The sequence below is a fragment of the Enterobacter sp. SST3 genome, assembly GCF_000286655.1.
Taxonomy (GTDB): Bacteria; Pseudomonadota; Gammaproteobacteria; order Enterobacterales; family Enterobacteriaceae; genus Enterobacter; species Enterobacter roggenkampii.
The window spans coordinates 17,180-39,845 of the sequence record NZ_ALNS01000008.1; the positions used below are offsets into that span (position 1 = coordinate 17,180).

Consider the following 22,666-nt stretch of genomic DNA (forward strand, 5'->3'; position numbering starts at 1 on the left):
GCGACTATTTTTCCAGCGATACTCATGTAGTTTGTTTTTTAACCACACCCCTACACCTAATATTAATCCTGTAATACCCCCTTTTATTAATGCGATATGTAATGCCTTTTTCCATGAAAAAAAGAATTCACCATCGTTAAAATAGAAAATTATTGACACTCCGAACTGGCATGCGAAAAGAACAATAGTGACTAAAACTGTACAGTACATAACCAAGAAAAGAAGCCAAAAGATACCAACCTTACTGAAGATGCTCATTGCTTCTTCTCCCGTTTGTTTAACTCATCTTTTACCACTTTTCCTGGAAATTCAAAAGCAGTAGAACCTGTTACTACACCAATAACATCCTTTGTCACTTGATCAGCTACTGGAGACAATGAACCAAAAACTTTTGCTCCTAAACTACCAGCCGCACTTCCAAATCCAAGACTTATCAGAGTGTTACTCGGGTCTTCCCTTTTAATCGCACTGCCAATCGCAGCCCCAATATTGATTGCCGCTCATACGTTCCAGCCTTTCCCCGTAGTTGCGGCAGATGCCACGCCCGGCATAATGGCATCAACGGGGAGCAGGTCAGTGAGAAGCAGGCTATCGTAAAATAGCCTGCCGGGATGAGTTCAGATATTTCCAAACAGTATTGCGTAACAAAAAAACGCCGCAGGAGCTGGGATCTTCTCAAGCCATCATATTGGCTAAAATTTGGCCTATATCATTAAGTAAGGCACAGACATCTTCTTTAGAAGCCCCAATCCTGGTTTCAAATTCAGGAACAGAGATACCATTACAGATTTCATTTAAAGCTGAATTCAGGATCAATAACTCATTTTCATCAATGGTTAATTGAGCTTGTTTCCCAGCAAGAGATATTACATTCATCACCTCAAATTATCGAAGTACGCCCTACCGTTTACAGGCCTAAAAACGGTTCCACCATCTGATGTTTTAGGATTGCGTGACCTGGCCGTTTTGGAGTACCGTCGCGGACGGCGGTACTCCAAAAACACATCTTGTCTGGAAGTGAAAAAGGCAGAGCAAAAAAATCCCGCGGACAGTTGGCTGGATTTGTACTCACACAGGTAGCCGAGCAAGTAAGCTATTTACCTTTTCCGTATCTTCCGGGTGAAGCAGCAAATACTTTTCACTTGCAAGTCGTACGTAGTGATAGCAGATTTCTTCACTAACGATAGTAGTATCTGCTTCAGAGGGAGGATAACCAACAGCAAATTCAACACCCTCAAAATGTTCACTTTCGTCATAACTTTCCATATCAGGAAAGAAGCAGTAAACCCCATCTCTCATAAATGAATGCTTTTTAATAATACTTTCAATAGACATCAAGAAATCACCATCATTATACATGAGGTCAAAGTAAGTTTTTATAACCACGTAAGGGTCTGATTTTATATAAGGTAAACCAAATAAAAATTTCATTCATTTAATCCTATTTGGGATGAAAGTTTGTGACTCGACCTGTATTTTTATCGAGATAAACTCTAAAATTCAACCCGCCAGCTGTAGCGTCATATGCTGACTGACCATTGAGCATTGCATCTCTATACCCTTTCACTGCAGCCTCTTGCCCAAGATCTAACATTACTTTGTCAGTATATATTTTCGGATCATAGATAGTTTTCTTTTCTGGACTTGGTTTATATTTTCCATCTAAATTCCCCATGCGATCTTTGGTAGGAACTAAGTATTCAACTTCAGAAATACCTTTAACATTTGTAGGTTTCTCGCTTACGATTTTTACGCCATATTTTTTAACGGCATCATAAAACGCATCAGCATTATGCCCACCTGAAATCCCACTCTTTTGCGTAAACCCATCAACCGTTGCCAGATGTTTTGGTTGATCAATTCTGATACTCATCCCATCAGGATAAGTGATTGTCGTAATGCCCTTCTCTGTACTGGTTTTATATGGCAGCGAATTTCCGTCGTACTGACCGCCAGGATACTCTACATTTTTAATATCCTTACCCGGTTTTACTGAATACTCGCCATCGCCAGCAGTCCATGTGATCGATGGATTTTCAGGAATAACTTTGTCTACTTTGGAAGTGACTTTTGCAACAATCTTCTCTGTCAGAGCCGTACCTGTTTTTGCAACACCAACACCACTGGCAACAGCAGTAATGAGATCGGACATGAGTTTACCCGCCTCAAGACCTGCATTGTACGCACCTCCCGCACCTGCCCTCTGATACTCTGATTCCATCAGATTGATACGATCAATATAACTTTGTTTAACGGCATCCGACATCGTACTGAACATGTCGTCGCTCGTGATTAATTGCTTAATCGCATCATAAGTGGCGGCAGGATTTGTGATGGCTTTCGATAAACTCTCGACGGAATCACTAATCCCCTGAGGAACACCAACCAGCATACCAGCCCCGTAGGCGGCCTCCTGCCCGATATCAATAGCATCCCATTTAGCACCGACTTTCAACTGGCATGAGGTGTTACCTTTACAGGCATCAAACTCTTTATCCCGCTCAGAACGTTGTTGGTTGCTAAGATAGTTATTCTCAACCGTCGTTTTGCCCGCCTGAGCCGCCGCTACCGCATTCGCGCTGCTGTCTCCGACAAGCCCGCCAGCCAGACCAGAAGCCAGTGTCGCCAGCGCAGATACCGTCTGTTTTTCTTCCTCGCTCAGTTCGCTGACCTGTTTGCCAAAACCGTCAACCGCAATCTTACCAGCCAGCTCACCCACCGCCGCGCCAGCTGCAGCGGACGCCGCATCTCTGCCGGAAGCGGCTGCAAGTGCGGCGTTGACAACCGCATGGGCCAGCACGCGTCCCTTAAGATCCTTCTCCGGGATGGCATTCGCGATGGCATTGGCGATATACGGCGCGGCACCGCCCGCAATCGCAGCTTTAATATCGCCACCTGCCAGCGCCTGAATGGCCGCCGTTGCTGCCGTGATGGCGCGCTGGGTGCTCTGCCCCGTTCCCATGCCAGACTGGTTAAACGCTTCGTTATAGAAGGTCTGGTACATCTGGTCATGAATCGCCTGATCGGTAACCTCTTTACCGTCTTTTTTCAGCTGGCTGATGGCGGCGTTACGCGCATCGCTGCCCGCGGTTTTCATCTTCTCGTTGGCCGCTTCCGTGGCCGCAATCTTGCCGTTGGTGCGCGCAATATCCGCAACCTGATTGCCGATCTCGCCAATCATTTGCGCGGTTTGCAGGCGTTTCTGCTCTTTCTCTTTGTTAAAGATCGGGTCGATGCTGCCATTGGCATGGTCAGTGTCACGGCTGAGCGTGCTGACGTCCTGCTTCTGGTTAGCCTGGTCGCGAACAATGATAGCACCGTCGGCTACCGCTGATTGCGTGGTCCCTTCAGCATGGCCGCTGCCGCCCATTCCTGCCAGCATTGTGCTGGCCATGTTGCTAACCAGATTACCCGCAACCCCGGCGCCGCTGCTGAAGCCGACACCCTGATGTTCAACCTTATACTCCGCCTTATTGTTGATGTCCGTAAAGCCCAGCGTACCGGTCTCAAGGCGGTTTTTGTCTGCATCAGCACGGCTGGCAATCACCGCACCGTCCAGCTGCGTATGGTTGCCAACGTTAATATCAAAGCCGCCTTTGCCAGCGAAGATCCCGGTCTGCTCCTGGACCGAGTCGTAGTTGCTCTTCATCTTGTCGCGGCTGATGCTAAAGCTGCCGCTACCGCTGCCCGCTCCCCAGGTGTAGCTTGCACCCGCATTCATACTCTGCTGTTTGCTGTTGTATTTGTCGCTATCCTGCAGGCTGCTGAGGGTCAGGTCGCGCCCGACATCCGCCGTGACCTTATCGCCGTTGACCTGCGCGCCTTTAAGTACCGTATCGCGGCCGCTGGTCAGGTTGACGTTCTGTCCGGCATCCAGCGTCGTTTCGTTCCAGGAGGTTCCATTGCCTTTTTCGCTGCCTCTGGCGGCGTTTACGCTGGCAGAGACGGTGATGCCCGCGCCATTCGGACCGGCGGTAATACCGATCCCGATTGAGCCACCCTTGCTGGAGTTACTGCCCGTCAGTTTGTTGGTGTCGGCTGCACTCGTCAGGTTGATATCCTGAGCCGCATTGAGCGTCAGATCCTTGCCAGCCTTCAGCTGGCTGCCCGCCACGGTAATATCACCGCTGTTGGCAGCGTTGCCCTGACCTGTCGCCGTGATGGCGAGGTTACCCCCGGCATTCAGCGTGCTGCCGGTCGTTTTGTCCTGCTCCGAGTGTGAGGTGGATTTAGAGGACTGTCCGCCAATGGAGGCCATCACGCCGAACGCGCCATTGTTGGTGGGATCGCTGCCGTTAGCCGCTTCAGCGAGACGGTTGGCCTGCACGGCCTGAACACCCGACAGTGCCGCTTTGGTCGCCTGCAGTGCGGCGAGACGGCCATCGCTCTGGTCTTTCACCGCCATTGCCGTGCTGGCCGCAGTGTTCACCGCGTCACCCACTGCGCCGGAGAGGGCAATCGTCAGGCCACTGCTTTTCTGCTTGAAGGTTTGATCGCTGGTGAGCCTGTCGTGGCCCGGCTCGATCGTCACGCTGTCTCCGGTGAGCGCCATATTTTTGCCAGCCACCAGATCCGCGCCGCTGACATGCAGCTGATTACCGGCGGCAATATCAACGCTCCCCCCCGTCGAGCCCACCGTACTGAAGCTCTGGCTCTGGGTGGTGCCCTTCTCACGGAGATCCTGGGTACTTTTGCTGCTGCCGATGGTGAAACCAATCCCGCCCGAGCCCATCAGGCCGGATTTTTTCTCTTCCTTAAAGCGCCAGGAGGTATCGCTGTTCGTCGCAGCCACGATATCGACGTTGTTGCCCGCCTTAAGCTTCACGTCGCCATCGCCCGCCACGGCGGAACCGTTCACCAGCAGGTTATTGCCCGCCACCACCTGCACGTTATCGCCGCTCAGCAATGAGCCGGATTCACGCGTCGCGCTGTTCTCCTCGATGGTGTGGGTGGTTTTCTTGCTCAGGAACCCTTTTTTGGTTTTGGTCTGCTCTTTGTAGTGATAATCGCTTTCGGTCGCGGTATTGAGATTGACGTCGCGGACCGCCGCCACGCCGATATCGCCCTTCGCCGTTACCTGCGCGGCTTCGGTGGTGACATCGCGCCCGGCGAGGATCTGGGTATTCGCCCCGCTGGCGATCTCGGTTCCCTGCTGGCGTACCGATTCGTTGATGACGGTTTTCTTGCCTGACTTATAGCTATCGCCCTGCGTGGTCTCTTCCGCCGCCAGATTCACGTCGCGACCCGCCTGCAGCCCGACGCTTTTCTCCGCCGCCAGCGCGGCGGCCTGCGCGTTGATATCCTGCCCGGCCTTCAGCACCAGGTTATCGCCTGCGGAAATCGTGGTGCGGTCGAGCCCGGTGCTATGGGACTCGCTTTTCCCTTTACGGCTGCTTTCTCTGGTCTGTGCCGCGTTCAGATTGAGATCGTTGCCCGCACTCAGCCCCGCGCTGCCGCCCGCCTTCAGGTCGCTGGCGGTCACGTCAAGGTTGTGCCCGGCGTTCACCAGCAGGTTGCCGCCCGCGGTGACGTTACTGCCCTGATACGTGACGGACGAACGGCTGGTTTTCGCCCGGCTGGAGCTGAATGCGTCGTTGATCTGATTCGCGTTGACGGCAATATCGCCCCACGCGTTCAGCAGCATATCGCCGCCGGAGGCCAGGTTCGCCCCGGTAACGGTGATGTTTTTCCCCGCCTCAAGCGACAGGCCATCCTGCGCGGTAATAGACGCCGTGTTGCCCAGCAGGGTGTCTTTCAGGCCGATCTTGCCGTACTTCCCTCCGGCGTTGATATCAATCTGCTCAACCTGGGTCAGGTTGTTGATGCTGCCGTCCAGGCTCTCCAGCGCGACCGTTTTGCCGCTGATGGTGGAGCTGATGTTATTGATATCGCCGATGGCGCTCAGGTTGAGGTCGCCGCCCGCTTTCATCAGGCCGTTGTTGAGGTTGCTGATGCTGTTCTGGCTGTCGAGCGTCAGGCTGTTTTTCGCCAGCAGCGAGCTGCCGCTGTTGGTGATGTCGCCGCCCTTCAGGGTGACGTTGTTGCCCGCGATTACGCTGCCGTTATTGACGGTGACGTCCTTCGGCGACAGGTAGAGTTTCGGTACCATCACGGTTTCGCCGTTAACGGTGGCTTTCTCCCACCACAGCAGGCTGTGGTCGAGCACGGCAATCTGATCGGCGGTCAGCGAGACGCCAAACTGCAGGCCCAGCGACTGCTGCGCCGCCGCGGCGTTGTCCATCAGATAGCGCATCTGATCCAGATCGGAGCCGATGCCGTTCAGGTAGCGGTTACCGGTCTGGTTGAGCACCACGTTGGAGACATAGCGGGTATCGAACGCTGCATCGCCGAGGAAGCGGTAGTCGTAATCCGGGTTCAGGTTGAGGCGGCCGAGCATATAGGACGAGCCGAGGAACTGCTTCTCGTCGGTAAACGCCAGCCGCGTCTCCTGCGGTGCCGTGGACGACGGTTTGACCCCGAGCATTGCGTTCAGGTCGGCAAACAGGGCGGGATCAAGCTGTCCGAGACCGTTCAGTTTCGGGTTGATGCTGATCAGGTACGGGCTTTTCGGGTTGTCGGAGAAGACAAAATAGCCGTTGTTGCCCGACGGAAGCGGGTAAGCGCTGGTATCGACGCGCTGGCCCTGGTAATGCCCGACGGCGCCGCCCTGAGCGGTTCTGAGATCGGCGGTGGTGACCCCGGCGTTCGCCAGTGCGCCCAGCTGGCCGAGGTTCGCGTTGCCTTTCTGCGTGGTGCCAATGTTGCTGAGAGACGTGCCGGACGCGCCGCCGTTTTCCAGCGCGCCGCCGCCGTTAAGCTGCTGCAGCGCACCCTGGAGCTGATCGTTCCACTGCGGCGAGTTCACCGCCACGGTGCCGGTCGTGTTCAGCCCCTGTTTTTGTACGCCGCTGCCGACGCTCTGGTTGCTGAGGGTGTTCAGCGACGGCGTGGAGATAACGTTGCTGACGCCGCCCGCGTTCGCAGTGGTATTGGTGTTGCTGATGTTACTGGTGAAGTTTGCGGTGACGTTACCGCCCGCCTGGATGACGGCGCGGTAGAGTTCACCCGGTTGGAATTCTGTTTCATGCCCAACCAGATTGTACTCAATAGTATCATTCTGGAATTTGATATTCTTACTACCAGCCACGCCTAACTTACTTGTTGCGTAACCAACAGACGCAGATAACGGTTTATATTCATAAATCAGGTAATCAACCTCACTACCTGCCTGCCAGCTCTGGTTATTTAATTGATTTCCAGACAGGTGAATATCACCGTTTGCCAATATATTGCTGGCATTATTATCAAGTCTGGAAGCCTGAATAGTCAGGTCACTACCTGAAGAGATACGCCCTGATGGAGAATCGCCCCCTGTGATAACAGTTGTGCTGTATCTTCCGGAAAAACGCTGCCTGACTGTATTTTTAAAAGGAGCCAGATAATAGTATGTGGAGCGATGGATATTACATGCACTATTAGCTCCACAGTTACCAGCACCCGGACCAGTAATGACTTCTCGCGAATAAAAACCATAACTTCCATTTGGCAGAGCCGTAACAGGCACATCTATTGTTGACTCACCTGTCATCCAGTCATCAACTGGTTGTACCTGACTCTGAGTTGAAGCTTTAAGCCCTTCCCGTTCATTTCGTAAGTTGATGGTTTTAATATTAAGACTTCCACCCTGCGTCTCAATATTCCCAGACGTGTTCACCACCTGGCTGTTCGCATTCCCTGCCGCATCCCGCTGCATCCACAGGTTGTTTCCCGCCATGATGTCGCCGCGCTGGTTGGTGATGCTGTCGGCAAACAGCGCCAGGTTATTCGCCGCGTACAGCAGCGCGGTGTTGACGATGGCGCCCGGCGCGCTCAGGGTCAGCGAGCCGCGCGTGCCGGTGAAGCCGTCCACGGTAATGTTGCTCCGGCTGGCCACGGTGATGTCACCTCCGCCCTGCACCGAGCCCGCGGCGTTCAGCGCCACGCTGCTTCCGGAGAGCGTACTCGCGCCGCCGCCGGTGGTGATTTGTCCGTTGTTGCTGAGCTGCCCGCCCGCGTTCAGGTTGACCGCCTGCCCCTGCAGCACGCTGCGGTTATCAATGTCGCCGCCGCTGTTGATGGTGAGGGTTCTGCCTGCCGCCACGGCGGTTCTGCTGGTAAACGCGTTCGTCAGCTGCAGCGTTAAGTCCCCCAGGGACACCAGCTGGCCGGTCAGGTCCAGCCCCCGGCTCTGCAGCCACAGGTTGCCGCCGCTCAGCAGCTTGCCGCCCGCGCTCTGGGTTACCTGGTCCGCGCCAATATTCAGCTGCGTGTTGCCGAGCAGCGTGCCGCTGTTGTTCAGCTGGCTGTAGTTAACCGTCAGCTGTCCCGCCTGGGTGGTGCCCTGGCTGGCGAAATTGGTGCCGGTCAGGGTGGCGCGATCGGCCACCCACGTGCCGCCGTTGGTGGCGTTTGCCGCATTGAGTATCAGGTCGGTGGCCTGCAGCCAGCCGGTGCCGGTGAACTGCGGCGTGCCGAGCGTCAGGCGCGCGCCGGAGAGCAGCCTGCCGTCGTTACGCGCCTGCGAGGAGGCGGTCACGCGCGTCTCGCCGCCGCCCTGGATCAGGCCGTAGTTAAACAACGCGGGCGTGGTCAGCGTCAGCGCATCGCGGCTGACGATTTCGCCTCCGCTGTTGTTGGTCAGCGCCCCGCTGAGGGCCAGCGTCGCGCCGTTATCGCCCTGCAGACGTCCGTTGTTGGTGAGCGCCCCGGTGGTGATGCCGAGCGTGCCCCCCTGCATTTTGCCGTCGCTGGTGACGGAGGCCGCCGTGACGTTCAGCGCCCCGCCGGACAGCAGGGTGCCGCCAGACTGCTGGCTGACCGCGCCGGTCTGGCTGAGGGTCAGGCCATTCACGCCGCTGATGGCGCCGCTGTTGCTGAGCGCGCCGCCCGTCAGCGTCAGGTTTTTCGCCGCCCACTGGCCCTGGTTCGCCAGCGTCGCGGCCTGCAGCGTCGCCGCACCCAGCGCGGTGATCCTGCTGCCTGCGGTTCCGGTGAGCGTGTCGGCCAGCGTCATCTGCAGCGCACCGGCGCTCTGCACCGCGCCGCTGTTGGTGAGCGACCGGGCGTTAAGCAGGATGTTCTGTGCCTGCCAGCTGCCGGCGTTGGTCACTGCCCCGGACGCAATCGTCAGCGCGCCCTGGGTAAGAAGCTTGCCGCCTGCGCCGTTGATCAGCTCCTGCTGCGGCGCGGCCATCGCCATGCGTGCCATCAGCCGCTGCTGCCCCTGAACGGTCAGGCTCTGCAGACCGGTTAAGGTGCCCTGGTTGTTAATGCTGTTCTGATGCAGCGCGAGGGTGTTCCCCTGCACGGTGCCGCTGTTTTTAAGCGTGCTGCCGCCGAGCGTCACATCGCCCTCGCTGAGGAGCTGCCCGCGGTTATCCAGCGTCTGTGCGGTGATATCCGCCCGGCCCTGGCTCATCAGCGAGCCGGTTGAGGTCAGCGTGCCGCCGGTCGTGGCCGTCAGCGGTCCCTGGCTGAGCAGAGACCCGCCGTGCGTCCAGTCGCTGGCGCGGATGTCCGCGCCGTTCCCCTGCAGCGTGCCCTGCGTGGTCAGCTGGCCTGCATCCAGCGTCAGCATGCCGCCGGAGAGGGTGCGCGAGGTCGCGCCCGTGGTCAGCGTGGTGCCGGTGAGCGCCAGGCCGTTCGTTCCCTGCATCAGCCCGCCGTTGTTCATATCGCGGGCGGTGAGGGACAGCGTACCGCCCGTGATGCGCCCCGGGTTCGCCAGGGTATCCGCGGTGAAGGCGGTCGCGCCGCCGCTCTGCAGCAGCCCGGTATTCGTTAACGCCCCGCTGAGCGTGCCGCTGAGTCCCGTCTGCCCGTTCACCGTGCCGCTGTTGGTGAGGGTGGTGCCGGTCATGCCCAGCGTGGCGCCCTGCAGCGTACCGGCGTTCGTCAGCTGTCCGCCCGCCAGCGTGAAGCCGCCGCCGGAGAGCCATTTACCGTTCAGCTCGTTGATAAAGCGGTCGGCGGTGGCGTTAACCGCGTTGCTGCCCTGCATCAGGCCGCTGTTGCGCAGCTCAGTACCGCCTGCTGTCAGCGTTTTGCCCGCCACCGTGCCGCTGCTGGTCAGCGTCGTCGCGTTAAGCACGGCATCGTCGGTAGCAATGATGTTCCCCGTGTTGGTCAGGGCATTGCTCATGCCCAAATCCAGGCTCTGCGCCTGAATATCGCCCCGGTTCGTCAGGTCGCTGCCCCGCAGGGTGAACCCGCCCTTCACCAGCAGCAGGCCGGCGTTATCGAGCGTGTCGAGGGATAAGTCCAGAGGACTGCCGCTCACCAGCTGCCCGGTGGCGCCGTTGCTCAGCGCGCGGGTGGTCAGCGCCAGCGTGTCGTTGCCCTGAAGGATCCCGGTGTTGTTCAGCTGCGCAGCCTTCACCGTGAGGGCTTTCCCGGCCAGCTGGCCGTCGTTGAACAGCTGCGCCGCCGTCAGCGTGAAGAGATTCTGGCTGAGCAGGGCGCCCGTGTTATCTAGCCTGCCGGTCGTGGAAAGGGTCAGGGCATCCAGCGTCTGAACGCTGCCCTTGTTATTCAGGCTCCTGGCGTCAAGCGTCGCGCTGCGCCCCTGAAGGCTGCCCGCGTTGCTGAGGGTTTGTCCGCTCAGCGTCAGGGTCTCGCCGCCCGTCACCTGCCCCTGAGGCTGGTTCGTGAAGGTGTTCCCGGACCAGGCCAGCGTGCTGCTGCCCTGAAGCAGGCCGCTGTTCTGCAGGTCGCCCCGCAGGGTCAGCACTTTCGCCAGCAGCTGGCCCCGGTTATCGGTCCTGTCGGCCTGGACGTCCAGCGCCTGCTGGCTGAGCACCTTACCGCTGTTGGTCAGCGTGCCGGTCACCGCCGCCGTCACGCCCGCTTCCCCCAGCGCGTTGCCGGCGTTCATCCACTCACCGGTGGCGAGGTTCAGGGTGTTGCCCTGCAGCAGCCCGGCGTTGTTCAGGGTGGTGTGGTGCAGGTCGAGCGCGCCGCCGGAGAGCAGCATGCCCGCCTGCTGGTTGCTGAGCTGTGCCCCGGTCGCCGTGAGGGAGTGTGTCCCCTGCAGCGTGCCGCCGTTGGTCATCGACGCGCTGTTAAACTGCGCGTCGGTACCGGCCATCAGCCCGCTGTTCGTCAGGCTGGCGGTGGTCAGCGTCAGGCCGTTCCGGGCAATCACCCGCCCGTCGGCATCGTTGCTGGCCTGTCGGGTCAGGTTCAGCAGCAGCGCGGTGGCGCTGAGCTCGCCGCTGTTGGCCAGCGTGTCGCCGCCGAGCGTCAGCGTTCCGCTGCTGCGCAGCGCGCCACGGTTAGTGAGGTCTGCCACGCCGAGCGTCAGCGCCGAGTCCCCCTCGACGGTGCCCTGGTTTTGCAGGCTGTCCGCCGTGATGTGCAGGTCGCTGGCCGCAATATTGCCCGCGTTAGCAAACGCAGTGCCGTTCAGGGTGAGCCGATCGTCCGCCAGCAGGCGTCCGGTATCGGTGTTGGTCAGGCTGAGGTAGTCGCTGCTCAGGCTGACGCCGTTGATTTCACCCTGGTTTGTCAGCGTGTCGCCCCGGAGGCGCAATGTGCCGTCAGTGGTGATAAGCCCGCTGTTAGACAGCACCGGAACGTTCAGCGTTAAATCCTTCGTGCTGTAGACCGATCCGCCCGCGAGGTTTGTGAGTGACCCGGTCTTCAGGCCGAGCAGGGTGGTCCCCTGCAGCAGTCCGCTGTTCTCCACCGAGGCAGCGTCCAGCGCCAGCGTACCGGCAACCAGCGTACCGCTGCTGGTGATGCGGTCAGGAGCCGTCAGGGTCATGCGATCCGCTTTTGCGACGCCGGACTGGAGGATGTTCTGTCCGCTGAGCGCGATGGCGCTGGCGGTAAGCTCTCCGCCGCTGGTCAGGTCGCCGGTTGCGTTAAAACTCAGCGCGTTACCGGTGGATTTCCCGGCGTGCGCAATCGTGCCCGCCGTCACCGACAGAGCACCCTTCGCCGCCTGCGTGCCGTTCAGCGCGGCATTCTGCGCCTGCAGGGTAAGCCCCTGCCCGCTCTGCAGATGCGCATCCCGGCCGGTGGTCAGGTCGCCGGTGCTGACGGTTAAGGCCCCCGCCGCGTCCGTCTGCCCGTTCAGGCTGGCGCTGCGGGTCGCGGAAATCTGTACATTGCCCTGGCTGGTGGTGCGGGACGCCTGACCGCTGGTCAGGGTGCCGGCCTGCGCCGTCAGCGCCGTCGCGCCGGACAGGGTGCCGTTCTGTTCAAGCGTGTCTGCCGTCACGCTCATCGCGCCGTCAGCCAGCAGGCTGCCGCTGTTACGCAGGGTCTGCTGCGCCGTGACGTTCGCATTGCCTTTCGCGCTCAGCGTGCCCCGCTGCTCCAGGGTATCAACGCTCAGCGCCAGGTTGCCTGCGCTCTGCAGGGTACCGCTGTTAGTGACCGTCTGCCCCTTCAGGGTGACGTCGTTACCCTGCACCGTGCCGCCGTTTGTCAGCACTCCTGCGTTCACGTCAAGGTGGCCTTTCGCCGCCAGCTGGCCGCTGGTGGATACCCTGTCGCCGGAGAGGGCAATGTCGCGCCCCGCATTCACCTGCCCCTGATTACTGACGGCGCTGCCCGTCAGGCGGACATCGCCCGTGGCATCGGCCCGGCTCTGGCCGTCCATCACCAGCTGTCCGCCGCTCAGGGCCAGATTCTCTCCTGCCGAGACCGCGCTGGCCGTGGATGACAGCGTGCCGCCGCTGCTGAGGGTCGCGCGGGTATCGCTACCGCTGCGGGTATTCGCCAACGTGATATCTTTCCCGGCCGCCACGCTGAGCGCGCCTTTGCTGGTGACGCTGCCGCCGCGCTGCGTCAGGCTGCCGTCGGTGGACAGCGTGGTGTCGGCCTGACCCGTCAGCGTCGCATCCGCAAGCGCCATTCCCTGTTTGCTCGTGACGGTTAGCGCCCCGCCCTGAGCCGACACGCCGCCGCCGTTGACGGTCAGGGTAGCTTTACTGTCCAGCGTCGCCGCGCCGCGGGAGACCAGGGAGGTATTGCTGAGCGTCATCCCCTGCCCGCTGCTCACCGACAGCGCGCCCGCGCTGTTTGTCCCGCCGCCCGTCGTCTGCACTTTCCCCGCAGCGGAAAGGCGCATATCGCCCTGGCTGGCGAGCGTGCTGTTATTGAGTTCCACATCCTGCGAGCTGGCCACATTCAGCGCGCCACCGGCCTGATGGCTGCCGTTGAGGGCCACTCCCGCGCCGTTCGCGGTAATCGATCCGCTGGCCAGGCTGTTCGTGACCGTCAGTTTCCCGCCCGCGTCCAGCTGAATGTCGCCCTGGCGCGCGGTGAGGTTGCCGAGGTTCACCCCCACGCCCGTCTCGCTGGAGACCAGGCGGATACGGTTCGCATACATCCCGCCGAGCGCGCCGGTATCCACGGCCACCACGGGCGCGGCACCCTCACCGGCAATCGGCCTGACGCTGCCGTCTGCGCCCACGCGGTTCGCTCCTGCCGTCACCTTCAGGTCGTTCGCATGAATCGCGGCGTTCACTTCCGTTGCGCGCGCAATAATCGACAGCGCGTCGCTCTTGCTGGCATCCAGCCCCTGGCCTTCAACCGTGATGGCGCCTTTCGTCACCTCCAGCGCCTGCAGGTTACCGCTGGCGTCGAACTGCGGTTTCCCCGTGGTCAGGGTGACGTTCGGGGTGTTGATAAATCCGCACCCGTTACAGGTAATGCCGTACGGGTTGGCCACCATAACGTTTGCTGCTTTACCGGCGACTTCCGTATAGCCCTGCAGCTGCGAGCGGCTGGCGCCCGTGACTTCGTTGATAATGCCTTTCGCTTCCCGCCCGGCCTGCAGGTTGGGGTTGTTCTGGATAAGCCCGCCCAGCTGGGTCTGGGTTAAACGGTCCGTGCCGTTGTTGAGGATAAGCCCCTCTTTGCCGACGTTATACTCACCGAACTGGTTATGCGAGATACCCGCCCCGTTAGGCGTGGCGATGTTGACGACCGGCACCCCGTTCCCCGCCCGATCGACCGTGGTCTGCCCGGTCGGCGTAAGCGCCGCCGCGACGGCAGGTGCCATCGGCTGCCAGACCATCAGGCCGCAGACAATCCAGCTGATCAGACGCTGCGAGAAACGAACGGGTGGGTGACGGGTATCCATAGTCGTAGAGTCTCTTAAAGCATGAAGGCAATGCGCCAGTTAACGCTCACATGATCCGGGCCGAGCCAGTCGGGGTAGTGCAGGGGCGTACCGACCGAAATCTGGCTGCTGTACCCGCGCCCTGCGCTGTTCAGTCCCACCGAAGCGCCCCACAACGTGCCGGAGGCAAAGCGGTCCTGACGGTCTTTTTCCAGCCAGCCGCCGTCAACGGCGACCGTTGCGCTCACCGCGCCAATCACCGGAAGGGTGAAGAGGGAATATCCCAGCTCGTTACGCCAGTAGCCGCCGTTGTCCCCGGACAGGTACTGCTCTTTAAAACCGCGCACGGAGCTTTCGCCGCCGAGCGTCAGGCGCTCGGAACCGTACAGCCGATCGGGCGACCACTGGCCGTAGGCGCTGGTCAGCCACCAGGCATTACGGGTAATCGGCCGCTGGAAGCTGGCGTTCAGACTCCATTTACGGAATTCCGCGCGCGGCATATCCCCGGACTTATCTTCGTCGGTTTCGGCATTGAACCACGGCATGCCGTGGCTCCAGGTCGGGTTGAAGGTCGCCACGCCGCCCAGCATTTTTTGCGTGTGCGTAATGCCCAGAATCAGGCTGGAGAGGTTGCGCGTGCTGCTCTGAAGCGGCGCGTCGTTGAGCCAGTTGCGGCTGGATCGCTGAACCACGCCTGCCGCAATGCCGGTTTTCACCTCCCCGTTGCGGAAGACCACCCAGGACGCGTTAAGGCGGTGGGTTTTGGTATCGCCCGTGGAGAGCCAGTTGAATCCCTGGTTACTGATGGTGGTCCGGTAGTTACTCCAGGCGTAGCTGTAGTCCAGTAATCCGTAGCCAAACGGCACGCTGACGCCCGCCTGGAAATTCTGCGCATCGTACGCGCTGGCAAAATCGCTGCTGCGCCCGCCGCTGACAAACCATTTATCCGCCAGCCCCAGCATATTATTCGCGGTGAGCACGCCGCTCAGCTGATCTTCGCCGGTACTCTTCTGCCCGCTATTATCCAGGCTTACCGATGCACTTAAGGGAAATTCCGGCTTTGCCGTAAGATTAACAATGGAATATCCGGCCTGCGTTCCCGGAAGAATTTCAATCTGAACCGGCTCGGCGCGCAAACGGTTAATTTGCTCCATGCCCTGTTCGATGTCGCGTAAATTAAGGATGCCGCCCACCCGCCCCGGAAACGCCATTTTCAGCATACGCGGCGTTTCGCCTTCCAGACGGATCGCTTCCAGTCTGCCTTCCAGCACAACAATATTCAGCTGGCCGCCGGAGAGATCCTGCTCGGTAAGAAAAGCGCGGCTGGTGATATATCCCCGGCTGATATACCAGTCAGAAATATGGGCGAGAAGCTCCGTTATTTTCGCCATATCCAGACAGCGGCCCTGCCACGGCGCGACAAGGGTCTGCCGGGTTTTCGGGGAGATTAAGGTCGCACCGGAAAGGGTAATGGTATGAATGGTGAAACAGGGTCCGGAGCCGGTAACCGGCAGCGGTCTGGCGGGCGCGGGGCGAGGAATACTCCGCTCCAGCTCCTCACGCTGTTGCTGGTTCTGTAATAAAAGCTGCTGCTGTTGCTGTTGAATGGAATCGCGATCGGCTGGCGATAAAGGTGCAGCACTCACCCTCGCTGAAAAAAGCGAAAACAATAAGATAGCAACGGCATAATTTACTAATGAAATTATTCTAATTTTTATTTCGGCGCTATTCATCCATGCCACAAAAATGTCCGCAATGATTATTTTTGTAATATAAGAGTTTTCTTAAAGCGAGTATATCTAATTTGAATTAGGGCTCCTAAAATTAATAGTTATTTCAGAAGAGTGAGAAGGATATTAAGAGAAAATAAGAAAGGATTTAACTCACCCTTAAATCTTGAGTTAGCCGTAATACACTAGGCATGAAGCCGAAACGTCTTTCGCCACTCCGCCGGACTCACCCCAAAACGCGCCTTAAACTGCTGTCGCCAGGTGACGGCGGAATTAAATCCCACCAGCTCAGCCACGCGTTCAATCGGCATATTTCCGGCTTCCAGCAGGATTTGGCTGCGCCGCAGGCGTTCGGCGGTCAACCAGTCGGCGACGCTCATCCCTGTAGCGTTAACAAAATGACGGGTCAGGGTGCGGCGGCTCATCGAGACCACCTCAGCCAGCGAGTCCAGACTATGTTGTTCGGTGATGTGCTGCTGCAGGTAGTCGATCAGGCAGTTAATGCGTCCGTCGCGGGTATCTTTAGGCACCGGCTGGGCGATGAACTGCGCCTGGCCACCCTAGCGGTGGGGCGGAACAATCATCCGGCGGGCAATCTGGTTAGCAACCACGCTGCCAAAGCGCTGACGAATGATATACAGGCAGCAGTCCAGCGCAGCGGCGGTTCCGGCAGAAGTGATGATATTGCCGTCATCCACGTAAAGGGCATTAATATCCAGCCGAACGTTCGGGAAGAGCGACTGAAACTGACGTTCGAACTCCCAGTGGGTGGCCGCACGTTTGCCGTCGAGGATCCCCGCCCAGGCCAGCACAAACGACCCCAGACACAGCCCGACGATTTCTGCGCCGCGGTCTCTCGCCTGTACCAGGCTGTCGAGCAGCGTCTGGGGCGGGCGTTCAGGAACGTGCTGCCAGTAGGGAACGACAACAATATCGGCCTGCCCAATGGCGGTAAAATCCTGCGTGGCGTTGAGGGAAAATCCGTCTTTTGAGGTGAGGAACCCTGGCGTTTCGGCGCAGATCGTCACGTTAAAGCGCTTTTCTCCGGAGACCGAGTCGCCAAACAGAATACAGGGAACGGAGTAGTGGAACGGGCTGAACCCGTCTACCGCGACAATCGCGACGTTGACTAGCGACATTTGTCTCTCCTTTCCCTTTCAGACACTCAGAATATAACGGTTTCGCCATCCTGGGGAATGCTCACTGCGTCACTCACCTGGTTGGCTTCTACGTACTCACGCAGCGCGCTGCGGGTCAACAGGCAGTGGTTAATGGCCTCCATATGGCTCGCCACAATGTTGGCCTGCGGCAGCAGGAAATGAACGTTAAGCACATCTTCCTGCCCCATAATAATGGGCCCAAAACCAATGACGTGGGCATAGCCAGCGTTCAGCACCACCACGTCCGGCTGGTGCTTTTGCAGATCGGCCGCCACCTCGTCACGCCAGACGGTATCCCCGGCAAGGTAGAGCGTCTTCTCATCTGGATGACGCAGCACCACGCCACAGGCCTCGCCCAGCCGCTCCGCCAGTTCGGGCACGGCGTATGCGCGATCGGTACCGTGCTGACCGCCGTGGGTTTTCGCTATCCGGATATCACCAAAGGTGGTTGCGTCAGTCATGACCGTCAGGTTGCTAAACCCCTGGCTGCGCAGCAGCGCGGCGTCGCGGTCATTTTGTACGTAGATCGGTTTATCTTTGGCGATCAGCTCCGCCGCGGCGCGATCCCAGTGATCGTCATGGGTATGGGTGACGATCACCGCGTCGATGTCCAGCAGCGTGTTGACGTCTACGGGGAGTTCGACCGTCGGGTTACGGCGTTCGGCATGGGCCGTGCCGGGGAAGCCCGGATAAGCGCCCTGCGGAGCCAGCATCGGGTCGATTAAAAAACGTTTTCCAGCGTAGGTAATCAGCTGGGTGGCGTTGCGAATGTGGGTGATGTTCATGGGCTATCCTCCGGTTGGTGTGATAAGGAGGATAGCCAGCCGTCGCGCGTCATGCTGTGGGTTAAAGAGCGATTACCGATGAAATCGGGCCAATTTTCGTCACCGCGCTTTCTGCGGGTTCCTTACCAGCCCGGCACCGCCCCGCCATTAAAGATCGTCTCCGCTGCTTTCGCTACTTCAGGGGACTGATACGACTGGATAAATTCTTTCACGTTCTCGGCGTCTTTGTTGTCTTCGCGCGTCACCACGATGTTCACGTACGGCGAGTTTTTGTCTTCGATAAAGACGCTGTCATGCACCGGCGACAGCCCGGTTTGCTGAATATAGGTGGTGCTGATGATGGCGACATCCACTTTCGGGTCGTCCAGCACGCGCGGCAGCTGCGCCCCTTCGAGCTCCATGATTTTCAGCTGTTTAGGGTTGGCGGTAATATCCAGCGCCGTCGGCAGCAGCCCGGTATCCGGCTTCAGGGTGATGAGTTTCTCTTTTTGCAGCAGCAGTAGCGCGCGGCCAAGGTTGGTCGGGTCGTTTGGAATGGCAATGGTTGCCCCGTCCTTCAGATCCGAGACGGATTTGATTTTGCGGGAATAGCCTGCCATCGGGAAGACAAAGGTGTTCGCCACGGCCACCAGCTTGTAGCCATGCGCCTTGTTATCCTCTGCAAGGAACGGGCGATGCTGGAAGACGTTGGCATCCAGTTCCCCCTGGTTGGTGGCATCGTTAGGCAACAGCGAGCCGCTGAAGCCCACCAGCTCCACGTCAAGACCATATTTCTCTTTCGCCACCTTTTTGGCGACTTCCGCCACGTCCTGCTCGGCGCCGTTGATGACGCCGACTTTAATGTGTTTGGCATCGCTGCCACTTTGATCGCACCCTGCCAGCAGCAGGCCAGCCAGTACCAGAGCACCCAATCGACGTTTCACAAGACAGTTCCTTTTGCTGAATGTTGTAGTGACTATATCGACAACGAGGCGGGGAAATAAAAACCGAAAAAGAATCAATAAGAAGGATCGGTTATATGCGGGTATGGCCGGGTGACGCTGCGCTTACCCGGCCTGCGGATTCAGAGCTTAAAGGGCTTTCGCCAGGTAATGTCGCTGCATGCCCGGGTACGGATAATCCTGCAAAGACATCTGCAGCTGGTACCCCTGTTTTTCATAGAACGGACGCGCCTGGAAGCTGACGGTATCCACCAGCGCGTGCTTGCAGCCTTTGCGTCTGGCTTCATCTTCCGCCGTTTTGATGAGCTGGCTGCCCACGCCGGATCCGCGCACGGCATCGCTCACCCAGAGAAAGTCGATATTCAGCCAGTCGCCTTTGCGCACCCCAATGAGCCCGCCGAGCATGGTGCCGATGTCGTCCCGCACGTAAACGCCAATATCCCCGCTGAATGTGGAGAGATCCAGAAACTGCGCATTGTAGGCTCTCAGGCCCGTGAGTAACTCTTCTTTTTCCTGCGCCGTAACCGCATGAGTAATGCTCAGGTGCATATTTTTCTCCTTGTTATCTGTGCCGTTTCACTATCTCACACACGCAACGTGGAGAAAATTCATACTTTCGGCTGGCGTCGCTACACTGAATGTAACGATATATTTCATGGGAAGCCTGTGACTTCTAATGGGGGTTGTTGATGAAAGCTGCGCATCTGGTCTGTCTGCTGGTTTGTCTGCTGTTCGCCGCGTTTGTCCATGCTCAGGAAAAGGAGGATCCGGTGAAAGAGGCGCAGATTAAGCAGCAGGTCCTGAAAGATATAAAGAAAACCTGTACGCCACAGAAAAAGCAGAGCGATAAGGCCTGGCAGTCGATGATTTTGTCGTCAGAGGCCAATCAGCTGCTGATCAAAAATGCCGTTACCGCCGTGAAGCGCGACAACCTGGACGCCTACTGGGCGGCGGTTGGTCAGGTGGATTGTATGGAAGATTATTGAATGCTGCTTGCCGGGTGGCGGCTGCGCCTTACCCGGCCTACAAAATATTTTTAACGCTTACGCACGTCTGGAATAATCAAATCCCCGCGCAGCACATACGAGCCCAGCATCTGCGTTTTCTCCGTCAGCCAGCTCACGATACGCGCCGCCATGGCATCCATTGAATATTCAATCGCCGGGATCACCGGAATACCCGGCAGGTGCAGCGATCCGGCCAGGCTAAAGACCATAATGTCGTCCGGCACGGATTTATTAAACGCCTGCAGCTGCGGGATCACCCGCTGGGCTTCCTGCTCGTCCGCCACCAGCAGTGCGTTGAAGTTCAGCGTGCTGGCGTTATTCAGCAGCTCCTGTAGCGCAACGGACGAGGAGGTCGCGTCCATGAACACAAGGTTGCGATTAAAGGGCAGGAAATTTTTCTCCAGCGCGTGCTTGTAGCCGAGCAGAACCTGGTCGGCAAACCCGCTGCCGTGCGGGTGGATCAGGGCAATCTGCCGTCGCCCCTGGCTGGTCAGGTAGTTACAGGCGGTTTCGGCTGCGAAGGCGTGATCGAACTGAATGCTGTTGGAATTATCAGACTCCATGCAGTCGACCAGGATGACGTTGTCCATATCGACGTCCAGCGGGAAACGCGCGCCAATCACCAGGATGTCATCGCAAAGCCCGCGAGAGAGTTCTTCAAGGGCGTGCATCACTTCCGCTTTACTGTGCGCGAAGCGCAGCAGCAGGTGTTTTTGATGCTGGCTGAGCTGTTTTTCCAGCGCGTAGAGATAACCGGTGGTCTGGTTAATATTTTCCTGCGCGCAAATGACCCCGATACAGCCCGTCGACTGGCTCAGCAGCGACTGGGCAATCACGTTAGGCCGGTAGTTCAGCTCATCCACCGCTTTCAGTACGGCCTGACGGCTGGCTTCCTTTACGCCACGCGACCCACTCAACACTCGCGATACCGTGGCTTTAGACACCCCGGCAAGACGTGATACATCATTGATTGTCGACATCTCTTTCCCCTGGCAGGCTTACCTCGCGCCTGCAAATTCCATGACCGCTTCGGCTCACATTATAGCCAGAACGGAGTATATCCGTTTCCGTTTTCCATGGAAACCGATTTTCCGTTTCCACTCAAAATGATGTCAAAACAGCCAAATTATGTGACCTGCATCCGGTTAATTAGCCTCATAAGTATTGGATCTTGATGGTTGTCACAGTTCTGTCTTTTATGAATGGAAACCGGTTTCCGTATCATGTCCAATCATCCTCGCAATAACTTTTTACATTTAGAGGATGGTTGTCGATGTTCAAGATTATGCTGTGCTGCTCTGCCGGGATGTCCACCAGCCTGTTGGTCAGCAAAATGGTCGATGTCGCGAAAGAACGTGGTTTGCCGGTGAAGATTGATGCGTACGGTGTTTCCGAATTTGATACGCAGTTTCCGCAATACCAGGTGGTACTTCTCGGACCGCAAGTGAAATACATGTTACAGACACTCTCAGACAAGGCGGCGACGCATGGCATTCCGGTGCAGCCCATCGACATGATGGACTACGGCATGCAGCGTGGCGATAAAGTACTGGACTTTGCTCTGTCGCTCATCGAAGCGGCACACTAAAAGGTGTTCACATGAGTTCGTTATATCAATCCATGGTCGCGGTGATTGAGCAGTCAATTACCCCGCTGGCCGCGAAGCTCGGCCAGCAAAAGTACGTGATTGCCATCCGCGACGGCTTTACCGCCGCGCTGCCGTTTATGATCATCGGCTCGTTTATGCTGGTGTTCATCTTCCCGCCGTTCTCGGCGGATACCACCAACAGCTTCGCCCGCGGCTGGCTGGATTTCTCCCAGACCTACCGCGAACAGCTGATGCTGCCGTTTAACCTCAGCATGGGCGTGATGACCTTCTTCATCTCGGTAGGGATTGGGGCGAGCCTGGGGCGTCAGTTTAACCTCGACCCGGTGATGTCCGGCCTGCTGGCCTTTATGGCCTTCCTGCTGGTCGCCGCGCCGTATGCCGACGGCAAAATCTCGACCCAGTATCTCTCCGGCCAGGGCATCTTCACCGCGCTGATTACCGCGATCTACGCCACCCGTGTCTATGCCTGGCTGAAGCAGAACAACGTCACCATCCGCCTGCCGAAGGAAGTGCCCACCGGCGTGGCGCGTTCGTTTGAGATCCTGATTCCGGTGATGGTGGTGATCGGCACGCTGCATCCGCTGAACCTGTTCATTGAAGCGCAGACCGGGATGATTATCCCGCAGGCGATCATGCACCTGCTGGAGCCGCTGGTGTCCGCGTCTGACTCCCTGCCCGCCATTCTGCTCTCCGTGCTGCTGTGCCAGATCTTCTGGTTTGCCGGTATCCACGGCTCGCTGATTGTTACCGGCATCATGAACCCGTTCTGGATGGCCAACCTCTCGGCAAACCAGGCGGCACTGGCCGCAGGCGCGGCGCTGCCGCACGTTTACCTGCAGGGCTTCTGGGATCACTATCTGCTGATTGGCGGCGTCGGTTCCACCCTGCCGCTGGCGTTCCTGCTGCTGCGCAGCCGCGTTACGCACCTGCGCACCATCGGAAAAATGGGCGTGGTGCCAAGCTTCTTTAACATCAACGAACCGATTCTGTTCGGTGCGCCGATCATCATGAACCCGATGCTGTTTATCCCGTTCGTGTGCGTTCCGCTGGTCAACGCCTGCCTGGCGTACGGTGCAACTAAGCTCGGCTGGCTGGCACAGGTCGTCTCGTTAACCCCGTGGACTACCCCAGCACCAATTGGCGCCTCGTGGGCGGCGAACTGGGCGCTGAGCCCGGTGGTAATGTGCCTGGTCTGCATGGTGATGTCGGCGCTGATGTACCTGCCGTTCCTGCGCGCCTACGAGCGTACGTTGATTAAAAACGAAGAGCAGAAAGCCCAGGCTGCAACTGTGGGTGCCGCTGAAGCCACAAGTAATTAAGT

At 58.3% G+C, this 22,666-nt stretch carries 11 protein-coding genes and 1 pseudogene; 3 read left to right on the plus strand and 9 right to left on the minus strand.

Annotated elements, in window-relative coordinates:
• Positions 1 to 675 precede the first annotated feature (675 nt).
• The 8 genes and pseudogenes from B498_RS22085 to B498_RS17110 all read right to left on the minus strand — a co-directional run bounded on the left by B498_RS22085 (position 676) and on the right by B498_RS17110 (position 19,278).
• Positions 676 to 876, minus strand: coding sequence for a hypothetical protein (locus B498_RS22085; RefSeq protein WP_071530939.1), 201 nt, complete (start codon positions 874 to 876; stop codon positions 676 to 678).
• Positions 877 to 1,068: 192 nt separating this feature from the next.
• A complete protein-coding gene (gene cdiI, locus B498_RS22090; RefSeq protein ID WP_008500122.1) occupies positions 1,069 to 1,431 on the minus strand; it encodes a ribonuclease toxin immunity protein CdiI in 363 nt (120 codons plus the stop codon).
• 10 nt (positions 1,432 to 1,441) lie between these two features.
• The gene (gene cdiA, locus B498_RS0121240) at positions 1,442 to 14,134 is read right to left on the minus strand and encodes a contact-dependent inhibition toxin CdiA (RefSeq protein WP_008500123.1); all 12,693 of its coding nucleotides are present in this window, start codon (positions 14,132 to 14,134) and stop codon (positions 1,442 to 1,444) included.
• 14 nt (positions 14,135 to 14,148) lie between these two features.
• Positions 14,149 to 15,846, minus strand: coding sequence for a ShlB/FhaC/HecB family hemolysin secretion/activation protein (locus B498_RS17125; RefSeq protein ID WP_008500124.1), 1,698 nt, complete (start codon positions 15,844 to 15,846; stop codon positions 14,149 to 14,151).
• A gap of 182 nt (positions 15,847 to 16,028) precedes the next feature.
• Positions 16,029 to 16,982 (minus strand): annotated as a pseudogene (locus B498_RS0121245) (GlxA family transcriptional regulator).
• 26 nt (positions 16,983 to 17,008) lie between these two features.
• Entirely contained in the window at positions 17,009 to 17,788 is a 780-nt protein-coding gene (locus B498_RS17120; RefSeq protein WP_008500127.1) for an MBL fold metallo-hydrolase, read from the minus strand.
• A gap of 122 nt (positions 17,789 to 17,910) precedes the next feature.
• Positions 17,911 to 18,711 carry a lipoprotein NlpA gene (gene nlpA / locus B498_RS17115; RefSeq protein ID WP_008500128.1) on the minus strand — a complete coding sequence of 267 codons (801 nt, stop codon included), beginning with the start codon at positions 18,709 to 18,711 and terminating at the stop codon, positions 17,911 to 17,913.
• 147 nt (positions 18,712 to 18,858) lie between these two features.
• Entirely contained in the window at positions 18,859 to 19,278 is a 420-nt protein-coding gene (locus B498_RS17110) for a GNAT family N-acetyltransferase (RefSeq protein WP_008500129.1), read from the minus strand.
• Between the two features lie 140 nt (positions 19,279 to 19,418).
• Between B498_RS17110 and B498_RS17105 the strand changes: the two genes are divergently transcribed.
• A complete protein-coding gene (locus tag B498_RS17105; RefSeq protein ID WP_008500130.1) occupies positions 19,419 to 19,715 on the plus strand; it encodes a YicS family protein in 297 nt (98 codons plus the stop codon).
• Positions 19,716 to 19,765: 50 nt separating this feature from the next.
• Here the strand turns inward: B498_RS17105 and B498_RS17100 are convergent, their stop codons facing one another.
• On the minus strand, positions 19,766 to 20,716 hold the full coding sequence (locus B498_RS17100) for a LacI family DNA-binding transcriptional regulator (RefSeq protein ID WP_008500131.1): 951 nt from the start codon (positions 20,714 to 20,716) through the stop codon (positions 19,766 to 19,768).
• 293 nt (positions 20,717 to 21,009) lie between these two features.
• Between B498_RS17100 and B498_RS17095 the strand changes: the two genes are divergently transcribed.
• Both B498_RS17095 and B498_RS17090 read left to right on the plus strand, forming a co-directional pair.
• Positions 21,010 to 21,324 carry a PTS sugar transporter subunit IIB gene (locus B498_RS17095; protein ID WP_008500132.1) on the plus strand — a complete coding sequence of 105 codons (315 nt, stop codon included), beginning with the start codon at positions 21,010 to 21,012 and terminating at the stop codon, positions 21,322 to 21,324.
• Positions 21,325 to 21,335: 11 nt separating this feature from the next.
• Entirely contained in the window at positions 21,336 to 22,664 is a 1,329-nt protein-coding gene (locus B498_RS17090; RefSeq protein WP_008500133.1) for a PTS cellobiose transporter subunit IIC, read from the plus strand.
• The last annotated feature ends 2 nt before the right edge of the window (positions 22,665 to 22,666 follow it).